The sequence below is a fragment of the Marinomonas ushuaiensis DSM 15871 genome (genome assembly GCF_000521805.1).
GTDB classification, from domain to species: Bacteria; Pseudomonadota; Gammaproteobacteria; order Pseudomonadales; family Marinomonadaceae; genus Marinomonas; species Marinomonas ushuaiensis.
Map to the genome: position 1 here is coordinate 153,819 of NZ_JAMB01000005.1, position 24,469 is coordinate 178,287.

Below are 24,469 nucleotides of genomic sequence, written 5' to 3' on the forward strand. Positions count from 1 at the left end.
AGAACGTATATTTCATCACGTTCATTGTTGGATGTAGACTACCAATCCATTTTTAAGTTGCCAATCACAAGGGGATAAATTGAATAAAAATCTCGTTTCTTTTCTTTTTGTTGTGCTTTTAACCACTGGGTGCCAGCAAAATGTCGCACCATCAGGTGAAAATTCGCCTGTATCAGAGGCTGCTATAACAGATGAAAATCACTTAACCAGCAGTGACACGACTGAACCTCAAAGTTCTTTAGCAAGTAATGGTGGTAATACAACAGACAAGCTCGAAAGTCATAATACAGTTACATCAATAAAAAAACCGATAACATCTTATGAACGAGTCACTCTTCATTTACTTGAGCAAGGTGAGCGCGCCTTAGCAGCGGAACATTTGCTCACACCAGTGGAAGACAATGCTAATCTGTATTTTCAAGCTGTATTAGGGCGTGACCCAGGTAACTTTAGAGCTACGCAAGGCATCGCCAGTATAGTGGATCTTTATACTGATTGGGCGTGGATTGCCGCCAAAGGTCAAGGCTATCAAAAAGCAGAACGATATTTAGCGAATGCTCGTTCGGTTAATCCTGAAGATCCTTTTATTGTCGAAATGACGTCTCGAATAACGGACCTAAAAACACAGCGTCAGCGTACTGTAAATCAAGAGAAGAAAACGCTTGAGCCAGAGGTATTAAAAGAAGGGCAATATTTATTGCCAAAAACGCTTTTTAGTTTAACGGAAGATGAGATAATTGCAGAAATCCAGCCTATTATAGATGCAGTTTCGGAAACTGGGCAGTCAATAGAGATATACTGGCCGAACGATAAAGAAGCTCGTCTGATTTATCAGATTATTAATAGTCGTATTCCAGAATTCCGTGTGCGCGCGATGACATTTCATCGTGCAAGCAACATGGTCGAGTTACAACAAGATTAAGGTAGGTCAACAATGTCGTGGTTAACCGTTAAATTACAGCATTTGAAACAAAGTATTAATTTTTCAGGGCTGGGTAAAGTCGCTATGTACGCTGTATTGGTTATTGCTGTGCTTCTTAGTTTCTTAGGGATGTATTGGAGCAGTGAACCAGATCAATTTGATGTTGTTGCAACCGCAAAAGAAAAAGCCGCAGAACGTGGCTATCTTGATAACAGTAAAAAGTTAGTTGTTGGTTATACAACCGCAAGTACGCTACACACTATTATTGGAACTTTACTAGACAAACCAGGTGGTTTTATTACTAATGACCTTATGCCACCGGGTATCTTTATGGATAACATGCCAGCATGGGAATTCGGTGTTTTGGTTCAATCTAGAGACCTAGCCAGAGCCTTTCGAAAAGAGTTCAGCCGTTCACAATCTCAGTCCACCGAAGACGTGAATCTTAAAATTGCTGAGCCGCAGTTTAATTTTGATACCAAGAGTTGGGCGTTGCCATCCAGTGAAAGTGAATATCGTCGTGGCAATAAAGAACTCATGGAGTATCTGGATCGTTTAGCGGACACATCAAAAAATGACGCTCAATTTTACGCTCGTGCTGACAACCTTTCAGATTGGCTATCAGATGTCAGTACACGTTTAGGCAGTCTGTCTCAGCGTCTTTCTGCCAGTGTGGCGAATGTGCGTGAAAATACTGATTTAGCAGGCGAGAAGAATGCTCGTCAAACAAGCGACACAGGTACCTATCAATACGTGAAAACGCCTTGGTCAAAAGTGGACGATGTATTTTATGAGGCGCGCGGCACCAGCTGGGCTTTAGTTCATATGCTTCGTGCAGTAGAGGTCGACTTCTTCTTTACCCTACAAGATAAAAACGCCCTTGTTAGTTTACGTCAAATCATTCGTGAATTAGAAGCAACACAAGCCAATATTTGGTCCCCAATGATTTTAAATGGTAGTGGTTTTGGTGTATTGGCAAACCATTCTCTCGTCATGGCGTCTTACGTTTCTCGTGCTAACACCGCCATCATCGATCTACGCAGATTGCTTGAACAAGGTTAATCACTAAATAGTGTTAAGAAGCGCTGGAATAAAGTTATTAGTATTTGAGTAAAGGTATTGATATGGGGAATATTCGGACGGCAGGGTTAGACGATGCTCCCCATATACTTTCTATTTTTCAACTATGTGACCCTTTCGCAAGCAGCATCCAGCGAAATGATAATATCAGTCTTATTGATGTCATGGATTGGTTGGAAAGTGCCACAGACAAACACCCCATGCTTGTCTTTGAAGAAAATCATAAGGTTATCGCTTGGTGTTCAATTGAGCCTTTTTATGGTTTACCCGCCTTTGACTGTGCCTCAGAAATAAGCCTTTATGTTTTGCCTGAATGGCAAGGCTGTGGTATCGGAACACGAATTTTTCAATATCTAGAAAACCACCGAAATCAGATTGGCTTTACACATCTTATCGCTTACATCTACAGCAGTAACCTCAATAGCCAAGGTTTCTTTAAACGCCAAGGGTTTGATGAATGGGGGTTGTTACCGAATATCGCACAAGACGAATACATTAAAGAAGATGTCTGCCTTCTTGGGCGAGAGTTTTAGTTTAATTTTTCTTTTTCTTTTTAAGTCGACTCTCCTTTAAGTTTTTCTAACTAATTTCTATCCATATCTCTCACTTTATTGAAGTTGCCATTCCTTAGTTGTTGGCGTTTAATGCCGCTCTTTAATATTAATGTTTTTTGCACCATGATTGTGCGATGATGCTGGTTATGGGAAATCAAATGCCTCAGTTACCATTAAGACTAAAGAGTCAAAGTAGGGGCTTTTGAATAATACAAAGATGGCAGGTATACCTGATATCATAGAAAAACTATATGAATAGTTAATGAGGAAAGAATGAAAACAAGACCAGAAATAACGATCTCTTCCTTAGATTCACAAAGACTGGAAGATCTCATCGATTCGTTACCCAAAGGCGGTGTTGCAGGTGTTAATGAGCTAGAAGAAGAGCTTGCACGCGCGACAGTTGTGGCGCCGAGAGAGGTTCCAGATAACATTGTTACTATGAATTCAACGGTGAGGTTTTTCGTTGAGTCGACAAATAAAGAATTTGAGTTGACCTTGGTGTATCCAAAAGACATGGATTCCAGCGGTAAAACCATTTCAATTTTAGCGCCAGTGGGCAGTGCATTGCTTGGTCTTGCTATTGGGAACGAGATCGAGTGGCCAAAACCGGGTGGTGGAAACTTGAAAATTAAAATTATTCAAATTACTTTCCAACCTGAGAGATCAGGTGAGTATCAGCTTTAAACCTAAATTCAGATAATAAGTATGGTGCAAACATTTCAAAGTTAAGTAAGCACTTGAACCTTATAAATAAATTAAAGGACGGCTCTAGTTAGAGCCGTCCTTTTTTTATGTCGGTTGTCTATTTTTCATCTTCCTATGCTGATACGGAATTTTAAAAAATGGTTAGATTCCATAATGAATCGGAGATGATAAATTTCGTATGGATTTCACGATGGACAAGGGGACACCTGTACTGGTACTTGGGTTTTCTGGAGACGGTATGCCTTGGCAGTTCAGTTGCAGCTGACCCACTTCACTATCAAACTCAATAAGTGTGTTCATGATCAGGCTAATAGGGTCTGCGACTAATCTAACTTTTGTCTTGTCTAGACCAACGGTAGCAAGGGCCAACATGGCGCTGATGTTGCTGCTTTTCGGGAAAATGTTGGCGGCTTCACGAGCCGTTCCTTCAAAAAAACAGGTTGGTTCAGTAATGGCATCTAAATCGATTAGCTTTTCAGCGTGTGTGCCTTTCCAAGAAATAACGGGCTTCTCTTGTGTAATGAACACTTTCTTTACTTTAGATAACGAGGATGCAGACATCCAATCCAAAGCGGGTAATGCGCCTGCGGACAATAGCATTTGTGCGCCAGATTGCTCTGCTGTTTGGGTGAAGGCGTCGAGTATGTCATCGTTGGTGAACAGGCCAATGCTTGATACTAAAAGGTCGATGCCTTTTTCCAGTATGGTAATGCCGTATTGGTTTAGAGATTCTTGGCCAGCGGCTTCAATAACGATATCTGGCTTTGCATTAAAAAGTGCTTCGATATCGTCTGTGATTAACGATTTGAAATGACTGGATTGATCCTTGTTAATGGTTAGGTATTTTTCTTTATTTCGGCAGACTAAAGCAACGAGTTCCGCGTTGCCTGCTTCGCCTTTTTCGATGCAATTAGCTACATGGCCACCAATTGCGCCTAAACCAATAATGCCAACTTTTAATCGAGTTTGTGATTTCATTTTAATCCTTGAGTTGATGTAAAGAGCACCTTCTATGGAATAAGGTGCTCTTAAAAATTAGGTGACGGCTAAAAAAGGTAGCTAGGGATTGCCAAGCTAAGCCAAGGTATATAAGTGATGATCATTAGGCCGACGAGCAAGATGAGTAGGAAAGGAATACAGCCTTTGAATATTTCAAAAAGTCCCATTTTAGAAATACTAACGGCAACAAATAAGTTCAGCCCAACCGGTGGCGTGATCATACCGACAGAGTAGTTTACTAAATTAATAATCCCGAAATGCACTGGGTCGATACCCACTTGTGCAGCGATTGGCGTCATTAATGGTGCTAAAACGATAATCGCGGAGGCGCTATCAAGGAAAAACCCAGCGACTAACATAATAAGGTTTAGTAATGCGGTAATCGCAAAGGAAGAATCACTTAAAGACAAAACCGCATTGGCTAATGTTGATGGTGTTCCTGTAATGGTAAGCAACCATGAGAAAGCAGAAGCACCCGCTGTGATCAGCAACAAAGAGCCTGAGATTAAACCTGTGCTTTGCAGTATTTCCCATAAGTCTTTCGCGCTGACTTGCTTGTAAATCACCATGCCGACAAACAATCCATAAAGGCAAGCGACTGCCGCGGATTCTGTTGCGGTGAATATTCCGCTGTAAATCCCGCCAAGCAGAATGACTGGAAGTCCCAAGCCCCAAGCCGAGCCTTTAAAAGCCGCTGAGATTTCTTTCAACGTAGGAAAAGGCGTTCTGGCGTATTGCTTCTTTTTTGAATAAATCATGCAGTAGATGATTAACATCCCGCCAAGCAAAAGGGCGGGTAATATGCCAGCGGCGAAAAGCTGACCAATACTGGTTGCGGTAACGGAACCATAAATGATTAAAGCGATACTTGGTGGAACAATTGGCCCTAAGGTGCCAGCGGTGGTCAGTAGTCCGATGGCAAAGCGTTTGCTGTAACCTGCTTCTACCAATGCTGGAAACATGATGCTGCCAATGGCAACCACGGTTGCTGGGCTTGAGCCGGATATAGAGCCAAAGAACAGACAAGATAAAACAGCGGCAGAAGCCAGACCACCTGGTGCCCAACCGATTAACACTTGAGCTAGTTTAATGAGCCGAGTAGATAAGCCGCCAACTCGCATTAATTCAGCGGCTAAGATGAAAAATGGAATGGCCATTAATGAGAAATTGTTGATGCCTGAGAACATTCGCATAGGAACGATTGTCGGGTTCATAGCCCCCGCTAATTCCATGGAACCTATGACGGAAAAAGCCAATGAGCCATAAATTGGTAAGCCAAGTAACAGCAGAATTAAAAACAGCGGAAGTAATAATGTAATCATAAAAGCCTCGGCTTTGGTGTGCGTGATAAATGTTTAAATCAATTCTGTGGCTGGTTTTGTTCAGGCACTTTTTTAAATACTGAGTAGATGATTCCTGAGTAACGAAATATCTGAAGCAAAGCAGTAATTGGAATAAAGGCGTAAATCGCTGCAATTGGAATTCGTAAAGCAGGAGAAAGTTGCCCACGTGCCAAGGTGTTTAAAAACAAGCTGCCACCAAAGTAGAGAAGTGAAGCGGCGAAAATAATCCCTAAAATGGCTGCGACTAGATTGAACGTTGGTTTTAAACCCTTTGGAATGCACGACTTTAAGACGTCTACCGTAATGTGAGAACCTTTACGAATACCAAGACTTGTACAAAGAAAGCTCATAGAAATAATCAAATAGAGAATGGCTTCTTCTGCCCAAAAGATGGAGTCATTCAGGACATATCTGAAAAAAACTTGGGTAATCGTGAGTATCGATGCAGTGGCAAGAATACTGGCGATTAAAAAGCCTTCGATGATGTCTAAATAGGTATTAATTTTTTCGAACATATTTTTCTCGGTGCGTATTTATTAGCCTTTGGGGGCTGAATACGCTGCCTTGCTTTAGGTTGTCAAGGCAGCGCTGGTCATTAGTTCGACTCTATTTCAGCGTACACAACATCAAGTAAATCTGATGTGATGGTTTCGCGGAACTCTTCGTGAACGGGTTGGCTGGCTTTAACGAAGGCAGCCATTTGCTCATCTGTCAATTCAGTTACTTTCGTGTGTTTCTTGATGTTCTCAAGAGCGGAAGCTTCCAGTTCATTGGTTAATTTACGAGACAGGTCACGGGCGTTATTGAAGGCTGTTGTCATAACGGCTTGTAGGTCTTCTGGCAAAGAATCCCAAGCTTGTTTGTTCACAATAGCGGCGTAACCGTGGTAAGCGTTTGACGTCAGCGTCATGTACTTTTGTACTTCATAAAACTTCTTACTGGTGATGTTCGCGATAGGGTTTTCTTGCCCCTCGATAACGCTTTGCTGTAGACCATTATAAACCTCGGTATAAGCCATGGCTGTTGGGTTTGCATCAAAGTTGCGGTAAGTACTCAAAAGGATCGGCGACTGCATCGTTCTCATTTTGATGCCTTTAAGATCTTCTGGCTTTTCAATCGGGCGAACGTTGTTTGTCATATGACGGAAGCCTGCACCCCAGAAGTTTACGGCATGCATTTCATGGCCTTCTAACGTGTCTAGAATTTTACGACCCGCTGGACCATCTAAAACTTTCATCATCAATTCTTGTGAAGGTAATAGGAAAGGCAAGTCTAGAATTTGTACTCTTGGCTCAAAGTTACCCAGTGTTGCGGTTGGTGGAATGGCAATTTGTACTATGTTCATTTGTAGCTGTTCGATGATTTCTACGTCGCCGCCTAATTGCGCTGCGGGTAGGACATTAATATTGATACGGCCAGCGGACTTTTCTTCAACCTCTTTTTCAAATGCTAAGGCGGCTTGTCCGTTAGGCGTGTTGTCGATTAGGACGTGAGCAAACGTGAAATTGTAATCCGCCGCGAAAGCGGATGATCCTAATAATAATGCCAATGTAGTGAGTAATGGTTTTTTCATCATGATTACCTATTTCAAAAAATATGATTGTGTATAGATTCTGATGAATGCTCAGAGGTTCTATGTCGAAGTTAAAAATTAGGCTTGCGAGGGGGTAAAAACAATAGCATTTTGGTTACATGGGATGTAAAAAAAATTACAATGGAGCTGGCTTGTGGAAAGCCTTTAGCTAGGAGATTTTTGAATAATTAGAATGTATGCACCTATTTTGTGCCTTTTAAAAGACTTTGCCTCATTATAGATAGATTAGCTTTTGCTATTAATAAAAGGCTAACGCTCGTTTTATGAAATAAAATTTACAGCTTGGCTCGTTTGTTAAAACATTGCCGCACCAAATCTGTGCTTTATGCGAGTGTATTAAGCGACAAGTAATCTGTCATGATATCGTGTTTTTCGTTTTTGTGTGGGGAATGATTCGTGAATGAAAATTTAGATTTACTGGAAATTAATTGGAATGATCTAAAGTATTTTTTAGCGCTTTGGCGATATGGTCGCTTATCTTTGGCGGCAACTAAGCTCGGTTGTACTCATGTAACGATTGCAAATCGTATTGAGCAACTAGAAAAAGCCATTGATACTCGACTGTTTTATCAGAACAGCAAAGGGTTCCATTTAACGAAAGCAGGGGAGAACTTAATTCCTTATGCGGAGAAGTGTGAGCGGACTTTACGTTTGGCGAATGAAAACTATCGTAGCGGGAAAGAAATCCGTTCGAAAATCCGTATCGGTGTGACGGAAGGCTTTAGTAACTATTATTTGTCTGATCGATTGCCTATCTGGGTGAAAGGCAAAGACATTGATATAGAGCTTATTTCATTGGCTGGAGCCACTTTGATTACCAGTGGTGAAGTGGACATTAGTATTACTGTTGGGCCGCAGAAAGGTTCAAACATTATTCAAAAGAAGCTGAGCGATTATACTTTAGGGTTATTTGCAGCCACTGAATACTTGGCGCTAAATAAGAGTATTAAAACGAAGTCAGACCTTGAAAAACATTCCTTTATTGGTTACATAGAAGACCAAGTATTTTCAGATTTATTAAAATATCAGAATGAAATTGCGCCAGATTTGCAGTTCATTTATAAGTCGACAACGATTCATACCCAGCGAAAAGCGGTTCGATCTGGGTTAGGCGTGGGTATTTTACCGCACTTTGTTGCTTATGGTGATCCTGTATTGTCGCCGGTTTTACCTGACTTTTTATTGCATAGGGAATTGTGGATATCTACCAGTAAGGACCTGCATCAGTTTAAAGATTTAAAGCTGACTTGGGATTTCATTTTGAACGCTTGTGCGGAAGAGAAATACCGCTTTATCGATCGAAAGGTGTTGTAGGAAAGAGAGTGAAGCCAAGTCTTTCATGATGAGTGGAAGCATCCGAGTGGCGATAAATAGCTTAACCATGTTATTTATAAGAAAATTGGCGTCAATTCATTGATTGTGTTGGCTGTTTTTGTTCTATTGAGCGCCTCAGTTTTACCTGTTTTATAAGATTTAAGGAACATCCTTGTATGTTGATTTTGATAGTTGGGTTAGTGATTTTTTTTGCTGTTCACAGTGTTCGTTTGTTTATTCCTGATTGGCGAAAAATGGCCGTGACAAAGGCGGGTTTGATGACCTGGCGAGTACGTTTTGGAATGTTGTCTTTATTATCTCTTGGTTTTATTGTTATGGGTTATGGCCAAGCTCGTTTAGCACCCGTTTGGTTGTGGTTTCCGCCAGTACACATGGGGCACGTGACGAGTTTATTGATGCTGGTGGCGTTGTTTTTATTGTTTGCTTCCATCGTACCGAAAACCATGATGAAGAAAGTGACAGGTTATCCAATCTACCTTGCCATTAAAGTCTGGGCGTTTGCGCATTTGCTGAGTAACGGTAACTTAGCGGATGTGTTGTTATTTGGTAGTTTCTTGGTGTGGGCGATTGTGAGTTACGCGGTTTTCCGTCGTCGTGATCGCAAAGCAGGTGTAAAAATAGAAAAAGCTAGCCTTCGATTCGATCTTATCGCTCTGACTTTTTCTGTTGCTTCTTGGTTTACCATTGTTCTGTTCCTTCATGAAGCTGTGATTGGCGTTGCGCCTTTCCACTAAATACGATCCGTTAATCAAAAAATATATTGTTAGATAGAGTGTGATTATGTCTTTACCGCCTTGTATGAGCTGCCAATCTGAATACGTTTATCAAGATCAGGAGCTTTTGATTTGTCCTGAGTGTGGCTTTGAATGGAATCCTGTTGCAGTGGCAGAAGAGGAGGTTGTCAAAGTTCAAGATGCGAATGGCGCTTTGTTAGTAGAAGGGGACAAAGTCACGCTGATTAAAGATTTGAAAGTGAAAGGCAGCTCTCAAGGTCTAAAAATTGGTACCAAGGCCGTGATCAAGAGAGTACATGATAAGAAAGATCATCAGTTGGATTGTAAGTTAGACGGTGCAAGCGACATGATGATCACCGCCAAGTATGTGAAGAAGGCGTAAGCCTAATAAAGTATGCAATGTTTTTAAAATAAGGATTAAAGTCTGAGTGGCTTTAATCCTTATTTTTTATGTTACTCAGTAAATGTGCTTGTATACATTGCTCAATAGAGGAATGGATTTACCATAAATTATCTTCACCAGTACTAAGAAAAGCTCGCCTGTGGCAATAGAATCAGACAAGGCGTTGTGAGCCAAGTAAGGCGGTAAGTTGTGGCGTTCACGAACAGAGGCAAGCTGATAATCACCTGTGCCTGTGTCGTTTTTATTTCTCAGTAAAGGCTTTTCTAAAATAAGTGTGTCCAACCAAAGTAGTGGTAAAGGATCTAAGTTAAAACGCAGTTTAATGTAGGTATCAATAAAGTTTTTTTCCTTTCATAGCTCGAAACAAGTCGTGCATGGCATCGTCAAAAAGTTGTCCTTCGCTGAGTATTTCAGGAACGATATGGTTAATAATTACTGCTTCTGGTTTGACGTATTTTTCTGCCTTTGTCGTTGTTAGACCAGACGACGTGAGAGCATTTTGAATTCGTATCTGTGCTTGGGAAGCGAAATGTTCTGCGTATTCAGGGTGGTCTTCTAGCAGTTTCTCTAATGCTTCGTGCGGTATGAGATACAGCAATGTCGATTCCGCAGCAATTGCGCTATAACTTTCTTCACCGTCGGTATGGTCATCTAAAAAGGTAAAACCAAATAAATCTTGTGGGCCCAGTTTGGCACGTAACACACCATTGGGTTTGCGTTGTTCCATTACACCAGTATGAATGATGTAAAGGTAACGTCTTGTATCGCCAGGGTGAAAGTCGATTTTTTCTCCACGGCTTAAGTAGCTGATGTTTACAGAGCTGGCGACTTTTTTTGCAGCTCAGGTGGGAGCTTATCGAATGGATCAATTTGGTGTATGAATTCCAGAATGTTAGGTAGTAGTGATTGAATCATAAAAGATACCGAATGATGGCCACTTGAAGGCCTTAGTATTATTTGTATGATTATATATTGCACGACTGCAAAGTTTACTTATACCCAGTTAATGAATACCTACTGTGGTTCTTCTCCTTTCATTTCGTCTTTCCTGTTATTATAGAAAGTTGCTTTTAACGTGGGTTAATAAAAGGCATTTTGTATAGCGCTTAAGTACCGTGTTACTTACTCGTTAAATACGCTTAATTTTAGAGGTTATAAATAGAATGATTTGCGGTTTCGATTATGGAACATCTAACTGTGCGCTTGGTTTGTCTCAAGGCACCGATATTCGTCTTGTTCCTTTGGAAGGGCAACACACATTTTTACCTTCTACTTTATACGCGTTAGATCGAGATCTCATTACGGAGTTTGTTGGTAAAAATATGCGAGTAGGCGACGAGCGCCAAGCGTATATATCTTCTCGACAGCATGTTCTTACTCGTGCTCAACGTGCTCGCCGAGAAGAAGACATTGATGATAATGATCAGACTTTGTTCTTTGGTCGAGCGGCGTTTGATGAATACTTTCAATGGCCAGAAGATGGCTACTTTGTAAAATCGCCAAAGTCATTTTTAGGTGCGACAGGGTTGCGATCAGAGCACATTAATTTCTTTGAAGATGTGGTTGCCGCCATGATGCAAAACATCAAGCAAAGAGCTGAAAATCATCTTGGCGAAGAAATTACACACACTGTGATTGGTCGTCCGGTAAACTTCCAAGGGATCGATTCAGAAGCCAGTAACCGCCAAGCATTAGAAATCCTCACCGCAGCGGGCAAGCGGGCTGGTTTTAAAGAAATTGAATTTCTGTATGAGCCGATTGCGGCAGGTTTGGATTTTGAAACCAAGCTGGCTGAAAACAAAACCGTCTTAGTTGTTGATATTGGTGGCGGTACAACCGATTGCGCCATGGTACGAATGGGGCCGGAATATTTAGTTAAAGTGGATCGTCGTGCTGATTTTCTTGGGCACACCGGTGAGCGAGTTGGCGGAAATGATTTAGACATTCGCATTGCAGGTAAGCATCTAATGCCACTATTCGGCATGGACACCTTACTTAAAAATGGTTTGCCAATGCCAACCCAATTGTATTGGAACGCAGTAACAACCAATGATGTTTCTGCTATTTCGACATTTAACAGTATGGAAACCAAGCATCAAATTGAGCAGCTTCGTTTGGATGCGGCGCAACCTAAATTGATTGAGCGTTTCTTGCGAATGCGCGAAGAAAAGCACAATTACCATATTGTTCGAAATGCTGAAGAAGCGAAGATAGCCTTGTCTGATGTGATGGAGCATAACGTGCTTATGGATTACATCGAATCGGGTTTAGCCTGTTCTATTCAACGGGATGACTTGGCAAAATCTATTGAACCACCATTAGAGAAAATGCTGCGATTAATGACCGCAGCCATTGAGCAAGCGGGTGAGAAGCCAGACTTGATTTACATGACGGGTGGATCGGCAAAATCACCGGTGATTCGAGACGCGATTCAGAAGCGAATTGGTAATGTTCCTGTTTTAGATGGGGATCATTTTGGTAGTGTGGCAGCAGGTTTAACTGTTTGGTCTGAACGTATTTTTAGATAAACACAGAATGTATAAATTTTTTGAAAGTGCCTTATTTTATTGAGTAAGGCGCTCTTTTTTAATAGGAGTTTACTTTAACGGCGCTTTTTGAGGCTTTCCGTAAAGCCAGCCTTGGTGATATTTTATATCAATCAAATCTAACTTTTGCTTATCAGCATCGTTTTCAACCCCTTTGTTTCTCTTCTTCTATTTTTTCGAGCTGCCTTAATGTGTGTTCAACATAAAGATTGTAGTGTTTTATGCCTTTATAATACCGATAGCGTTATTTTGTCCTTCACATCTTGTAAAAATTGCATATGAAAAAAATACTGTTGTTATCTGCATTTATAATCGGTTGATATACGTTGAAAATCCATCTTTTAGTATTTTTTTCTTAAGCTAGTCTTTTTAAAAGAAAATATTAAATATGGAATGATAATAAAATATAAGAGGGAGAATGAAAGTGCAAAGGTGGAAATGTAAAATAAATTCGAAGTCTTAACTGTTATTTTATATTGGTAATTATAAGAGATATTGGAAATAAAATTGGAAGAGGTTTCTTTTTTATTATCTTTTAATGTGTTATTTGGCATACCGGACGATGAAAGTTTTATATTCTGTAAGAGGTTTTCAATGGGTGTTTGCTTGATTAGAACATTAAATTCATAGTTCTCCGTGGTTTAGTAGGGTTTTTTCCTGCGTGGCACTGTTTTGAAGTTCATTCTCAATACTTTCCATAAATCCATCATAAGACTTATTAGATTCGAACCAGCTAGGAATTTCCTTTTTACTTTGATGGGTTAGATATTAAGAAAGGCGATAGTAATACTTGAATAAAAAATAAGTAGCGATTTAGAACATTGCCAACGTGACATTTATTTGAACGATACTCATTCTTTTACTCTGTTTTAAATAAATAAAAAGGTCGAGTTAACGACCTTTTTATTTTGGGTTTAGAGCATGTTCTATTAAAAATTTTGATTCGGGTGCGTATTTTCTACGTGATGTTTTTTATTAACAGGACGTATCATTAAATTCGCAAAGAAACCAATCACAAGCAAACCAGCCATTACATACATGGTGGAGTTATACAGTCCTGAGGTCGGGTCAACAGTACCGCTTGGTGAAATTTCCATTAGAGCTGAAACCGTAACTGTCTTGCTGGCAATCAACTCACCAAGTTGAGAAATAGATGCGTTGAATTTTGCTTCAAATAACGCTGGGTCTATTTTACTCACCAAATCATTGATCGCATTTTCAACCGATAGATTACGTAGGTAGGTAATAAGGAACGGCCCTAGTACGCCGGCAGTTGCCCATGCTGTTAATAAACGGCCATGTATTCCGCCAACATGTAACGTACCAAAAATATCCGCTAGGTAAGCCGGTATTGTTGAGAATCCACCGCCATACATAGTGAAAATAAGCATAGTTGCAGCGTAAAACATAATTAACCAAGTAACCGATTGATCTGCACTTACTGCAGAGGCAGCAAAAGGAATAGAAAGGTATAAAACAGTTCCGATCGCAAAGAAGCAGTGGTAAGTGTTTTTACGGCCAATAAAGTCTGAGGCAGAAGCCCAGAAGAATCGACCACACATATTAAACACTGAAATCATCAGAACATAAGTTCCAGCGAAAGAGGCCGTTGCGATAGTCGGTAAGGTGGAGCCAAAGATCTCTGTCATCATCGTTTTAGCGATACCGATAACACCGATACCTGCTGTTACATTAAGACATAGAACGAGCCACAGTAACCAAAATTGAGGCGTTTTAAGAGACTGATCAATATGAACATTGTCCGTACTGATCATAGTGTTTTTCTTGTCTTTTACCGGTGGAATCCAACCTTCAGGTTTCCAGTCTTTCGCTGGGACACGATATAAGAAAGAGGCAATCAACATAATGAAGAAATACACAATACCCAGTGTTAGGAAAACACTTGCTGCCCCTGTATCACCAGATCCGACAACATAAACACCGGCTTCACCTGGAATTGGTAATGTTGATGCTTCTTTTGCTGTTGCAACGACAATTTCTACTTTTTCATTGGCGATTTCAGCAAAACGTCGACCACCTTCAGTAATCATCTGAACCGCAGATTCTGGACCAAGATACGTTGGTGCCATCGCAAATTTTTCAAGTAAAAAGGTTTTTACTGGTGCGCCTATAATCGCGCCACCGCCGAACCCCATGATGGCCATGCCTGTTGCCATACCGCGTTTGTCAGGGAACCAGCGTAATAAAGTAGATACTGGGGAAACATAGCCCAAGCCCAAACCACAACCGCCTAAAACGCCATAGCCTAAATAGACCAACCATAATTGGTGAGTAGAAATACCAATGCTACCAAGAATAAAGCCACCGCCCCATAGAAACGCAGCTGTAACACCGACACACCGAGGACCAACTTCTTCTAGCCATTTACCGGCTATAGCAGCGGATAGACCAAGGAATACAATCGCAACGGAAAATATCCATACAACACTGCTTAAACTCCAATCATTGGCCGCGCTTGTTACAACACCAAATTCTTTTGTGAGTGCAGGGTTGAATATACTCCAAGCATAAACAGAACCAATACATAAATGAATGGCAATGGATGCTGGTGGAACTAGCCACCGGTTAAAATTAGGTGATGCGACTATTTTATCTTTCATTAAGAAAGATAAAAGGTAACGAAGGTAATTCATACAAATATCCTTATGGGATTACATTATTTTTATAGATACAAAACATTACATTAGGTAGCTACGCTATTATATTAAATTTTTATAAATATCCATATAGAAAGTTCTCTCTTTTTTTATTTCTAAAATGATGAATTTATTTAGAGAGTGTGATGTTCATATAGATCAAAATATGTATGTGAAAGAAAGACTGTTTTGAGAAGTGATTTATCTCGGTAAGTTGCTTAACATTAATTAAAAACGTACTCTTCCGATATTGGCTCTTGTGCTCTCTACAAGCGGCCAACTTTTGTAAAGGTGTCAGTTTTTACTGGTTAAACGGGAAATAGGAGTGTTTTTCAAACAAAGCCTATACTGCCCCCGCAACGGTATGTAAGTGATGCGTTTTTAGGCTTTATTCCACTGTTTTTTAATGGGAAGGAATGAAGTGATTGATAACGTATGCCAACACTTATGAGTCCGGAGACCGGCCTTTATTTATCAGGACTTTTTACTTTATTAAACATAAGTAGAAGATCCGTTAATCTGAATCATACGGGTGAGTATGAATCCTATTTTGGAAACATGTTATGCATATTGAACCAGGCGTCGTCGATGGCGCAAAAATTATTTTAAGTTACGTAACCGCAATTGCTGCTCTTGGGTTTTCTGCAAAAGCCTCGATCGACATGATTAAAAAAGACGGTCTAATGTCCTTAATAGGACGAAGTGCACTGACGACCATATTGGTGTTTATTTTCTTTGAAGTCATGCCACATCATGCCGTTGGTGTATCAGAAGTTCACTTTATTCTTGGCTCAACGCTATTCTTGATGTTTGGTCCGGCAGCGGCTGCGATTGGCTTGAGTTTGGGGTTGTTAGCGCAAGGCATTCTTTTTGCTCCTTTTGATTTACCTCAATATGGCATGAACCTAACAACCTTGTTATTGCCTTTGTTTGCGATGGCGGCTGTGGCCCGCCGTACCATTGCAGAGAATACAGCCTACGCGGACATCACTTATAAACAAGCATTGCAATTGTCATTAACCTTTCAGGGCGGGATCATTGCTTGGGTCGCTTTTTGGGCATTTTATGGACAAGGTTTTGGCGCAGAAACTATGAGTTCTGTTGCTACCTTTGGTTTGGCTTACTTAAGTGTTGTATTAATTGAGCCTATTTTGGATCTTGCTATTCTTGCTGGTGCAAAAAGTTTGAATCGCTTTAAGCATTCCTCATTGCTAGAAACGCGTTTGTTTAGCTAATCGAAAAAATATCTTTTTAAAACGGCCAAGTGATTTAATTGCTTGGCCGTTTTTTATGCTTGTTATTTGCTATCTCAATTTAGGAAGTTCCTATCGATTCCTTCCATGTTCACTCACGAATTCTAAGAAGGCTTGGTTTGCCTTAGAAAGATAACTGTCTTTACGCCAAGCGATTCCAAGATCCAGCCAAATAGGTGGATCAAATGAGCGAGTGATGAGCTCATCGTCATCGTCGATTACCATGTTGAGTAGAGTAGAGACCCCGAAACCTTGTTGAGTGATGGATTTTATTAAAGGAATGAGATTGGTTTCAAAACCAATTTTAGGTGTCTTTTTGCATTTCTTCGCTAATTTATCGACAATTCGACGATGAAAGTAACCTTCCTTAAACATGACTAGCTCTTCTTCGAAAAACGCTTCAGGGGAAACTTTTTCTAATTGGCTGAAAGGATGATCAGTTGCTACGGTGACGCGCATCTCCTCTCTAATCAAAGCTTGTGTTTGCAAGCTGTCCGGTAATGTTTCAGCGACGATGACACTCAAATCTAATTCACCACTTTCGAGCATTTTTTGCAGTTGCCATGTTCCGCCTTCAATCACTTTTAAGGTGATGGTTGGGTAACGGTGTCGAAAGGCCATCAGTATAGGAGGAAAGTAATAAGAGCCAAGCATGCTTGGAATACCGACTCGAACTTCACCTTGGCTTAAGCCTTTTAATTCACTCATTTCCAGAAGCGCTTCGTCCATGGATTGGATGATCTTTTCTGCGTGAATAAGCAGTTTTTTGCCTTCATCCGTTAAGCCTATGTTTCTGTCTGCGCGATGGATTAGTGTCAGGCCTAAATCGTTCTCTAGCTTTTTTATCGCCATACTGACGGCAGGTTGAGCCACGTTAAGCTGTTTCGCTGCTTGGGTGAAGCTTTCGGTTTTTGCGATGGCAATGAGATAACGTAGTGGTTTAATGTCCATCATTAATCCTTATGGATTGGATAAGATAGATATATTTTATTGATAAAACGGCTGGGCGTATAGTAGGCGAATAATATCAGTCTGTTTTGGGTTTTATCCCTGTGGAGTTTACCTTGATTGAAGTGGGTAGTTCAGTATTTTGGCGAGGCACTTTGGCGCTCGTAATTGGCTCGTTTATGGTGTTTGCCAATGTTTATGTGACTCAGCCGTTATTGCCAATGATAGCGAATGAATTTTCGATTAGCCCGCTTCAGGCCAGTGCTAGCTTTACGATTACCACGTTGACCTTAGGTATTTCGCTGCTTTTTTATGGGCCAATCTCAGATGCGATTGGTCGCAAAGGCATTATGGTAATGACCATGGTCGGAATTACCATCACTACTTTTTGCCTTTCCTTGGTACAAAGTTATGAATCCTTGTTGGCATTACGTGCCTTACAAGGTTTCTTCTTAGCTGGGTTGCCTGCAATTGCTGTTGCTTATTTGGGCGACGAATACACGCCTGAAGCCTTAATGGTGGCGGTTGGTTTGTATATCAGTGGTAACAGTTTAGGTGGTATCGGTGGTCGTTTGATCGGCGGCTTTGTTGGTGAATGGTTAGGGCGCTCAGCCACTTTTGCTGTAATGGGTGGCATCAGTTTGATTTGTCTTTTGGTGTTTTTCTTTTTATTGCCTACTTCCCGTCATTTCGAGCCTAAACCATTACGCGTCGGTCATATTCTGAAAAATATGAAAGACCACTTATATAATCGTCGTTTGTTGACCAGTTATCTCATTGGTGGTTTCAGTTTCTTTATTTTCATCAATCAATACAGTTACATTACCTTCGTATTAGAAGCCGCTCCTTATAATCTTTCTGCCAAGTACGTAGGTTTACTTTTCTTGACGTATTTATCTGGCACGCTTGGTTCGGCGATTTCGGGTAAATTAGCCAAGCGTTGGGATCAGCCTAATATTATGGTGTTGGGAACTTGTATTTTAATGTTTGGCTCATTAGTAACTCTTGGCGGTTCATTGTTTTTTATTATCGTTGGATTGTTGATTAATAGTTTTGGTTTCTTTTTGGGTCATTCTACCGCCAGTAGTTTTGTCAGCCGAAATGCGAAATACGCAAAAGCGAGTGCGTCCTCTCTGTATTTGATGTTTTACTACCTTGGCGCCAGCCTAGGTGGATTTTATCTTGATCCATTTTGGCAAGCAGGCAGCTGGACTGGCGTTATCATCGGCTCTTGGCTGGTATTGGCTTTGGTCGCATTAGCTGGTTTGAGCTTGATTAAAGACAAAAGTCGAATTGAACGAACAGAGGCTCTTGGTTAGAAGTGTTTGGAGTAGTTTGGTTTAATGATTCTCCTTATTCTTGCCTCGTTCTCTATTGGCTCCAATCTGTATTTAGCAGTACTGTATCTGACAATACAAAACAATTTACTTGGGAAGCCAGATGAAAACACTAAAAGAACAAACTGACGCTAAAGTTGCAGAAGGTCGAGCTGCAAAACCTGATTTCATGAAAGGCGTAGATGATGTTATTGCGCGAGCTAAAAGTGTTGAACAAGGCGCGGATGCCATTGCGCTTGGCGAGAAAGCGCCAACCTTTGAATTACCAAACCAAGAAGGCAAGGCAATGTCTTTGACGGCGTTGCTAGAAAAAGGCCCAGTAGTCGTTACTTTTTATCGTGGTAGCTGGTGTCCATATTGCAACATACAGCTTAGAGCTTTACAGGCACGTTTAGGTGATATCCATGATTTGGGTGCTGAGCTTATTGCTATCAGCCCGCAAGTACCTGATGACTCACTTAGTAAAGACGAAATTAGTCAAATGGGCTTTCAAGTCTTGTCAGACCAAAGTGCAAAAGTTGCTGTGGAATATGGCGTTGCATGGGAGGTACCGGAGTTTCTACTAGAACATATGCGAGTGGATCGTGGGCTTGAACTTGAAACGGTTAATAACGGAAATGGTAATGTGTTACCAATTCCAGCAACGTTTGTAATAGACCGAGGTGGGAACGTGGTGTGGCGTTTTGTGGATGTGGATTACCGTATTCGTTCAGAGCCAAGCGATATCATTGAGGCGTTGCAGAAATTGGTTTAAAGCTAAAAAATAGAGAAAAGATTAAAGAGGTAAGTTCTCTTTAATCTTCGTTTTTAGTGCTCAGCCTTCCAAGACAGCCAAGGTAAACCAAGGCGTAAAGCATCAATAAGCTGTTCTTTAGAATTAGAATGATAGCCGTAAACACGTATACCAAAAATATGCAGCATGACACTGGTAGCCTTTGCTCTTGCTTCACTTTCTGTATTATTTTTTAGGAAGCTTTCGAAGTAGAGGGATTCAACTCGACGAAGTTGTTGAGAAACGTGATCTCTTAATTCAGTTTGCTGATCGGTAAGCTCTAGTTGGCTTTTAACCAAAAAGCAGCTGCAATATTCAGACTGACAAGACTCTTCAATAAAGCTCATGAAAATATCAGGAAGCGCTTCTTCTACTGAGTTGTACTGGGCAAGCGTGGCTTCTAAATTATCTAAGGACTGATGAGCATAATAATCCAGTGATTCTCTGAATAAGCCTTCTTTATTGCCAAACGCCAAGTAAATACTGCCCGGTTTTAAGCCAGTTTGTTCTACAAGAGTGTGCATAGATGTGGCGGTGTAACCCAAACGCCAAAAGGCATTGGTCGCACTTTCTAATACCTTTTCTTTGTCAAACTGTATTCTAGCCATAGGGATATTTTCTACTTTGAATTGTGAAAATTTTTTTGCACTTTAGGTAATTATAGCGGCTAAATTACGCTCACTGCAAATTATTGAGTGATCATTCAAAAAGACTTGAATGATCACTCAATATCTGTTTGAATAATTGTTCAAGTTAATTCTATGGGCTATGAGGTTCACTATGTCATTACAAGATCAAATTGCAGAATACAAAGCCGCGTTTGTTAAAAAAGCACCGTTGGAAGTACAAGAGCTGATGCAGCAGGTGACTAAAAACCTAACGGAAACAGGCATTGTTGATAAAGCGCCGAAAGTATCGGAAAAACTACCTGCATTTTCATTACCAAACCAAAATGGCGAGACAGTCAATCTAGATGATTTATTGGCTAAAGGCCCTGTTGTAATGACGTTTTATCGTGGTGGCTGGTGTCCTTACTGCAACCTGGAGTTGAAAGCTTACCAAGATCAGCTTGCTAACATTAAAGCAGCAAATGCAACGTTAGTTGCTATTACCCCTGAATTACCAGATGTGTCATTGTCTACGGCTGAGAAAAATGCTCTAGAATTTGAAGTTTTATCTGATGTAAATTCAGACTACGCGAGAAGCCTTGGCCTTGTTTTCTCATTAGCAGATGAGCTACGTCCAATCTATCTCTCTTTTGGTATTGAAATAGAAAAGCATAATGGCGAAGGTCAGTTTGACCTACCATTAGCGGCGACTTTTGTCATTGCTCAAGATGGCACTGTTGCCAGCGCTTTTGTTACGGCTGACTACACCGCTCGTCAAGAGCCAGCAGAAGTGGTTGCCGCTCTTAAAACGCTTTAATTACTGTTGCGTTAATCTAGCGTTTGAATCTAGATACTTTAAAACCAGTGTGGATTAATTTCACGCTGGTTTTTTTGTGACTTTAGGTTTGAGTAAGCTAAAAGCTGTCATAAATGGCTTATTAAAATTACCATAGAGGCATTAAACGCTGAAAGGCTTAACACAGAGTAAATTATGAATACAAAAATATATAAAGAAGTCCTTTATTTAGCCAAAGAACTGATGAGTTGCGCGCACAAAAAAGACCAAGAAAACTTTGATGCTTTTTATGAAGAATTGAAAGGGATTTGTGACGACAACGATGGCACGGATAAAGATCATCCTGTGCAGTGGGAAACACTGGCCGATTTTACCGATGATATAGAACTCGCTATTTCGATATACGATACAGCCTTTAAAAAAGCCGAAGCGACCAACAATAAAGACTACCTTTCGTCGATTGGTTTTTCAGCAGCAATCTTAAAACTGGAATTTGGCGATAAAGCAGGTGCCATTGAATCTTTGGAAAAAGCCAAAATCCACAGTAATAAAATCATCGATAAAGAACTTAAAGCTGAGATACACGATTTATTGAAAGAACTTCAAGAGTCGTAAAAGGTAATTTAATTCTCTTTGAAATGGTCGTGAGCAGTAAAAATTGAAGGTGGAAATCTAGGTTCTTTTCTGCCTTCTTGTATTATTCAGTTTTTCTAGTCTATCGTCATCTCTATTTTCGTACCTACTACCACAATAGTTTCATGGTCAACTTCAACTAAATGACGCTTACTTATGTAGCCATCATTTAGTTCGTTTGATTTCTGTCATTATTAATCCTTATTATTTATATCGTCTGTCGCTAATTTTTTCTAAGCTAATATAATTATAAAGACGCACACCAATTGGGAGTCACTAAAGCGCATGGGTAAATACCGAAAACCATTTATAACAATGTGCTTTTTACTTGTACTCATGGTTATTGCTATGTATTTGTATAAACGAAATAGTGCACCATTAGAGATGGAGGTTTTGCAGGTAACCACTGGTGAAGCTCAGTTAGTGTTAGCCGTAGTTGGACGTGTTAGGACAAAAGATGTGGTTGATATTCGAGTTGAATCTTCAGGAAAAGTCATCGCTTTACTGGTTGATGAAGGTGACAAGGTTAAGCGTGGAGCAACCATAGCCAAGATGCGATCTGCATCACAACAATCCGCACTTTCTGAAGCGGAAGCCAATCTACGTGTGGTTGAAGCACAACGTAACTTCGCACAACATGATTTTAATCGTGTTGCTGAATTGTCTAAAAAAGGCGTTGTGGCTAATTTAGCGCTGGATCAAGCCCGTACAAACCTTTTATCTGCTGAAGCAAGATTCACAGCATCGCAAGAAATACGTAATCAGGCCATTATTAGATTGAATGATCTCAATATCGAAAGCCCTCTTGATGGCATTGTATTGTCGCGCTCGATAGACCAAGGGCAAGTGGTTGGAGTCAGCGATACTCTTTTTCAAATAGGCTCTACTGGCCCTATTGAAATAGAAGTAGAAGTGGATGAGATTTATGCATCAGAGCTTTCGCTTAATATGAAGGCCTTGCTTGCTCCTACAGGGAAACAGCAGGTAACGACAGGGCGCATAGTAGAAATATCGCCGAAAGTGAACGCATTAAATGGCTCAAGACTGACTCGTTTAATGTTAGATGAAATTAACGCTGAGTTTGTGCCAGGGCGCTCAATTGACGTGAATATTTTGGTACAAGCCTTTGACTCTGTATTAAGTGTACCGCGCAGTTCGCTGCGAAAGGAAGGCGATACTTGGTTGGTTTATACCTTAGAGGGGGAAGCGGTTAAATCTAATATTGTCACTTTTATTGATTGGCCGGGGAGTTCAGTTGTACTCAAAACAGGACTGAATTCTGGAGCATTAGTGGTGCTTGATGCGTCTATTGCATCAACCGCTTTGGCCGAAAGCAAACGAGTTAATGCTAGTAAAGTATCGCCCTAATGCCATTTTCCCTATTAGTTTCGTGGCGCTATATCACCGCAAACAGGTTGCAAACACTCTTGTTGGTGCTTGGTGTCGCATTGAGTGTAGTGGTGTTCGTGTTTATTACGGCATTGATTAATGGCCTTAATATTTATTTAACACAGGAAACCACCAGTAAAATCGCACATGTAGAGCTAGATCCTCCAAGTCGAGTCGCGCGGGTATTGGTCGATGATTCACGGTTTGTTGCCCAACCTGTGTCTACTTTGCAGCGTAAACAAATACGTAACTGGCAGCAGGTAATAGAGATTGCTGAATCCACCCCTGGCGTTAGTGTGATTAGCCCCATTGTTGAAGGAAATGCATTTCTCGTTCGTGGTGAAGCGACGCAACCAATAGCAATTCAAGGTGTTGAACCTAATAAAGTTGATGCTATCACTAACATTAGTCGTTATATCATTGAAGGCAGTGCCGAGTTGACAACAGGTGGTCTAATTATAGGGGCTGATTTAGCAACTGAATTAGGCTTGCTTATTGGTACGCCAGTATTATTACGATCAGAACGTGGAGCTGAACGGTTATTACCTATCACAGGGATTTTTCGAATCGGCCTAGCCAACTTAGACCAACGAGTTGGTTTTTTATCTATTAGAGCGGCAAGGCCATTATTTGACTTGCCCGATGGTATAACTTCTCTTGGGTTAAAACTCGATAACCCTGCTGAAGCACCCACTATCTCGATTATGTTGCAAAATGCGACACAGTTAAAAGCCACGCCTTGGCAAGAAGTTAATAAAAGTTTGCAGGACGCTACTGATGCCCAAGGTCGTACTGGTAACTTCATTCAAGGTTTTGCATTATTGGCTATCGTCATTTCTATTTCTAGCGCGCTTTTATTATCAACCTATCGTCGTCGTGCTGAAATTGGCATTATGCGCGCGACCGGAATATCACGACAATTTGTCGCCATTGTGTTTATTTTACAAGGTGTTTTTATAGGAGCATTAGGTGCTTTTCTAGGCGCAGCGGCGGGTTATCAATTATGTGTTCAGTTAGCGTCTATTACTAGACCAGACGGTAGCTCAATGTTACCGATAGCGCCCAACGAGGGTGGTTATATGTTGGTGATAATATTGACTATCATAGGTGCAGCCCTAGCGGCATTGCTGCCGGCACGGGCTGCTTCTGCGGTGGACCCTGTAGAGGCTATTCAACAATGAGCCAGACATTATTGCTTGCTAAGGACATTATAAAAACCTTTCGTAATGGTGAGCAGGAAACCTGTGTTCTTAAAGGCATTGATTTAACCCTAACACAAGGGAAAATGATCGCATTACAGGGCGCTTCTGGCTCTGGAAAATCAACATTACTTAATATACTGGGATTGTTGATGCGACCTACATCTGGTGAACTAAGATTACTAGATCATGCATTAACTGGTTTATCTGATGGAAGTCTATCAAGCTATCGTAACCGTCATCTTGGTTTTGTTTTCCAGTATCACAATCTATTACCTGATTTTACCGCGCTTGAAAACGTCGCTTTTCCAGCGGCTGCGCCAGCAGGTCGTTTAACAGGTGATATTCGTAAGCGTGCCTTAGAATTGCTTGATAAAGTTGGCTTGAGTGATCGTAGCCACTTCTTGGCCAGTCAACTATCAGGTGGACAAAAACAACGTGTCGCCATTGCTCGTTCGCTAATAAACAACCCAAAACTGGTGTTCGCAGATGAACCAACAGGGAATCTCGATCAAGATTCAGCAAAACAAGTGATGGCGTTATTGCGTGACATTAATCGTAACGATAATACAACGTTTTTAATATCTACCCATGACAACAGCGTAGCCGCTAACTGCGATGAAATAGTGCGTATCATAGATGGGAAAATAGCGAACTAG

25 protein-coding genes and 1 riboswitch are annotated in these 24,469 nt (G+C 40.8%); of the genes, 16 read left to right on the plus strand and 9 right to left on the minus strand.

Translation table 11 applies throughout. The features are described from left to right. The first annotated feature begins 79 nt into the window (after nucleotides 1–79). From MUS1_RS07615 to rnk, 4 genes are all read left to right on the plus strand, one after another. Nucleotides 80–922 carry a hypothetical protein gene (locus MUS1_RS07615; protein WP_036160798.1) on the plus strand — a complete coding sequence of 281 codons (843 nt, stop codon included), beginning with the start codon at nucleotides 80–82 and terminating at the stop codon, nucleotides 920–922. A 12-nt stretch (nucleotides 923–934) separates the two neighbouring features. Further along, nucleotides 935–1,984 (plus strand): DUF2333 family protein, encoded by a 1,050-nt coding sequence (locus MUS1_RS07620; RefSeq protein WP_036160799.1) that lies wholly within the window; start codon nucleotides 935–937, stop codon nucleotides 1,982–1,984. 62 nt (nucleotides 1,985–2,046) lie between these two features. Then, entirely contained in the window at nucleotides 2,047–2,535 is a 489-nt protein-coding gene (locus MUS1_RS07625; RefSeq protein WP_036160801.1) for a GNAT family N-acetyltransferase, read from the plus strand. Between the two features lie 294 nt (nucleotides 2,536–2,829). After that, nucleotides 2,830–3,243, plus strand: coding sequence for a nucleoside diphosphate kinase regulator (rnk, locus tag MUS1_RS07630; protein ID WP_036160802.1), 414 nt, complete (start codon nucleotides 2,830–2,832; stop codon nucleotides 3,241–3,243). 162 nt (nucleotides 3,244–3,405) lie between these two features. Here the strand turns inward: rnk and MUS1_RS07635 are convergent, their stop codons facing one another. The 4 genes from MUS1_RS07635 to MUS1_RS07650 form a co-directional block, all read right to left on the minus strand. Further along, the gene (locus tag MUS1_RS07635) at nucleotides 3,406–4,242 is read right to left on the minus strand and encodes an aspartate dehydrogenase (RefSeq protein WP_036160804.1); all 837 of its coding nucleotides are present in this window, start codon (nucleotides 4,240–4,242) and stop codon (nucleotides 3,406–3,408) included. 68 nt (nucleotides 4,243–4,310) lie between these two features. After that, a complete protein-coding gene (locus tag MUS1_RS07640) occupies nucleotides 4,311–5,585 on the minus strand; it encodes a TRAP transporter large permease (protein ID WP_036160805.1) in 1,275 nt (424 codons plus the stop codon). Nucleotides 5,586–5,623: 38 nt separating this feature from the next. Then, a complete protein-coding gene (locus tag MUS1_RS07645; protein ID WP_036160807.1) occupies nucleotides 5,624–6,121 on the minus strand; it encodes a TRAP transporter small permease in 498 nt (165 codons plus the stop codon). A gap of 80 nt (nucleotides 6,122–6,201) precedes the next feature. Next, nucleotides 6,202–7,182, minus strand: coding sequence for a TRAP transporter substrate-binding protein (locus MUS1_RS07650; RefSeq protein ID WP_036160809.1), 981 nt, complete (start codon nucleotides 7,180–7,182; stop codon nucleotides 6,202–6,204). A gap of 414 nt (nucleotides 7,183–7,596) precedes the next feature. Here MUS1_RS07650 and MUS1_RS07655 point away from each other — a divergent pair, with 414 nt between their 5' ends. From MUS1_RS07655 to MUS1_RS07665, 3 genes are all read left to right on the plus strand, one after another. Next, a complete protein-coding gene (locus MUS1_RS07655; protein ID WP_036160810.1) occupies nucleotides 7,597–8,514 on the plus strand; it encodes a LysR family transcriptional regulator in 918 nt (305 codons plus the stop codon). Nucleotides 8,515–8,690: 176 nt separating this feature from the next. After that, a complete protein-coding gene (locus tag MUS1_RS07660; RefSeq protein WP_036160814.1) occupies nucleotides 8,691–9,269 on the plus strand; it encodes an NnrU family protein in 579 nt (192 codons plus the stop codon). Between the two features lie 46 nt (nucleotides 9,270–9,315). Then, entirely contained in the window at nucleotides 9,316–9,651 is a 336-nt protein-coding gene (locus MUS1_RS07665; protein ID WP_036160816.1) for a zinc ribbon domain-containing protein YjdM, read from the plus strand. 75 nt (nucleotides 9,652–9,726) lie between these two features. Here the strand turns inward: MUS1_RS07665 and MUS1_RS15670 are convergent, their stop codons facing one another. Then, complete coding sequence (locus MUS1_RS15670) at nucleotides 9,727–9,954, minus strand: 3'-5' exonuclease family protein (RefSeq protein WP_051436170.1); 228 nt, start codon at nucleotides 9,952–9,954, stop codon at nucleotides 9,727–9,729. 49 nt (nucleotides 9,955–10,003) lie between these two features. Then, a complete protein-coding gene (locus tag MUS1_RS15910; protein ID WP_211236444.1) occupies nucleotides 10,004–10,483 on the minus strand; it encodes a Crp/Fnr family transcriptional regulator in 480 nt (159 codons plus the stop codon). A gap of 352 nt (nucleotides 10,484–10,835) precedes the next feature. Between MUS1_RS15910 and yegD the strand changes: the two genes are divergently transcribed. Next, nucleotides 10,836–12,200, plus strand: a complete 1,365-nt coding sequence (gene yegD / locus MUS1_RS07675) for a molecular chaperone (RefSeq protein WP_036160819.1) — start codon at nucleotides 10,836–10,838, stop codon at nucleotides 12,198–12,200. Nucleotides 12,201–13,147: 947 nt separating this feature from the next. Here the strand turns inward: yegD and MUS1_RS07680 are convergent. After that, nucleotides 13,148–14,872 (minus strand): OFA family MFS transporter, encoded by a 1,725-nt coding sequence (locus MUS1_RS07680; RefSeq protein WP_036160822.1) that lies wholly within the window; start codon nucleotides 14,870–14,872, stop codon nucleotides 13,148–13,150. A gap of 275 nt (nucleotides 14,873–15,147) precedes the next feature. Continuing rightward, nucleotides 15,148–15,358: riboswitch (cobalamin riboswitch) on the plus strand. Between the two features lie 80 nt (nucleotides 15,359–15,438). Between MUS1_RS07680 and MUS1_RS07685 the strand changes: the two genes are divergently transcribed. Continuing rightward, a complete protein-coding gene (locus MUS1_RS07685; protein ID WP_036160824.1) occupies nucleotides 15,439–16,110 on the plus strand; it encodes an energy-coupling factor ABC transporter permease in 672 nt (223 codons plus the stop codon). Between the two features lie 90 nt (nucleotides 16,111–16,200). Here the strand turns inward: MUS1_RS07685 and MUS1_RS07690 are convergent, their stop codons facing one another. Continuing rightward, nucleotides 16,201–17,079, minus strand: a complete 879-nt coding sequence (locus MUS1_RS07690) for a LysR family transcriptional regulator (protein ID WP_036160826.1) — start codon at nucleotides 17,077–17,079, stop codon at nucleotides 16,201–16,203. A 113-nt stretch (nucleotides 17,080–17,192) separates the two neighbouring features. Between MUS1_RS07690 and MUS1_RS07695 the strand changes: the two genes are divergently transcribed. Both MUS1_RS07695 and MUS1_RS07700 read left to right on the plus strand, forming a co-directional pair. Further along, nucleotides 17,193–18,395, plus strand: a complete 1,203-nt coding sequence (locus MUS1_RS07695) for an MFS transporter (RefSeq protein ID WP_036160827.1) — start codon at nucleotides 17,193–17,195, stop codon at nucleotides 18,393–18,395. Between the two features lie 121 nt (nucleotides 18,396–18,516). Further along, complete coding sequence (locus MUS1_RS07700) at nucleotides 18,517–19,167, plus strand: peroxiredoxin-like family protein (RefSeq protein WP_036160829.1); 651 nt, start codon at nucleotides 18,517–18,519, stop codon at nucleotides 19,165–19,167. 53 nt (nucleotides 19,168–19,220) lie between these two features. Here the strand turns inward: MUS1_RS07700 and MUS1_RS07705 are convergent, their stop codons facing one another. Next, nucleotides 19,221–19,793 carry a TetR/AcrR family transcriptional regulator gene (locus tag MUS1_RS07705; protein WP_036160831.1) on the minus strand — a complete coding sequence of 191 codons (573 nt, stop codon included), beginning with the start codon at nucleotides 19,791–19,793 and terminating at the stop codon, nucleotides 19,221–19,223. A gap of 172 nt (nucleotides 19,794–19,965) precedes the next feature. On the opposite strand from MUS1_RS07705, the gene MUS1_RS07710 reads away from it, so the two are divergent. The 5 genes from MUS1_RS07710 to MUS1_RS07730 all read left to right on the plus strand — a co-directional run bounded on the left by MUS1_RS07710 (nucleotide 19,966) and on the right by MUS1_RS07730 (nucleotide 24,469). Further along, the gene (locus MUS1_RS07710; protein ID WP_036160833.1) at nucleotides 19,966–20,610 is read left to right on the plus strand and encodes a peroxiredoxin-like family protein; all 645 of its coding nucleotides are present in this window, start codon (nucleotides 19,966–19,968) and stop codon (nucleotides 20,608–20,610) included. A 174-nt stretch (nucleotides 20,611–20,784) separates the two neighbouring features. Further along, nucleotides 20,785–21,204 (plus strand): tetratricopeptide repeat protein, encoded by a 420-nt coding sequence (locus MUS1_RS07715; protein WP_211236441.1) that lies wholly within the window; start codon nucleotides 20,785–20,787, stop codon nucleotides 21,202–21,204. A 303-nt stretch (nucleotides 21,205–21,507) separates the two neighbouring features. Further along, nucleotides 21,508–22,590 carry an efflux RND transporter periplasmic adaptor subunit gene (locus tag MUS1_RS07720; RefSeq protein WP_084035586.1) on the plus strand — a complete coding sequence of 361 codons (1,083 nt, stop codon included), beginning with the start codon at nucleotides 21,508–21,510 and terminating at the stop codon, nucleotides 22,588–22,590. Further along, the gene (locus MUS1_RS07725; RefSeq protein ID WP_036160841.1) at nucleotides 22,590–23,792 is read left to right on the plus strand and encodes an ABC transporter permease; all 1,203 of its coding nucleotides are present in this window, start codon (nucleotides 22,590–22,592) and stop codon (nucleotides 23,790–23,792) included. Before MUS1_RS07720 ends, MUS1_RS07725 begins: the two co-directional genes overlap by 1 nt. Continuing rightward, a complete protein-coding gene (locus MUS1_RS07730; RefSeq protein ID WP_036160844.1) occupies nucleotides 23,789–24,469 on the plus strand; it encodes an ABC transporter ATP-binding protein in 681 nt (226 codons plus the stop codon). Before MUS1_RS07725 ends, MUS1_RS07730 begins: the two co-directional genes overlap by 4 nt.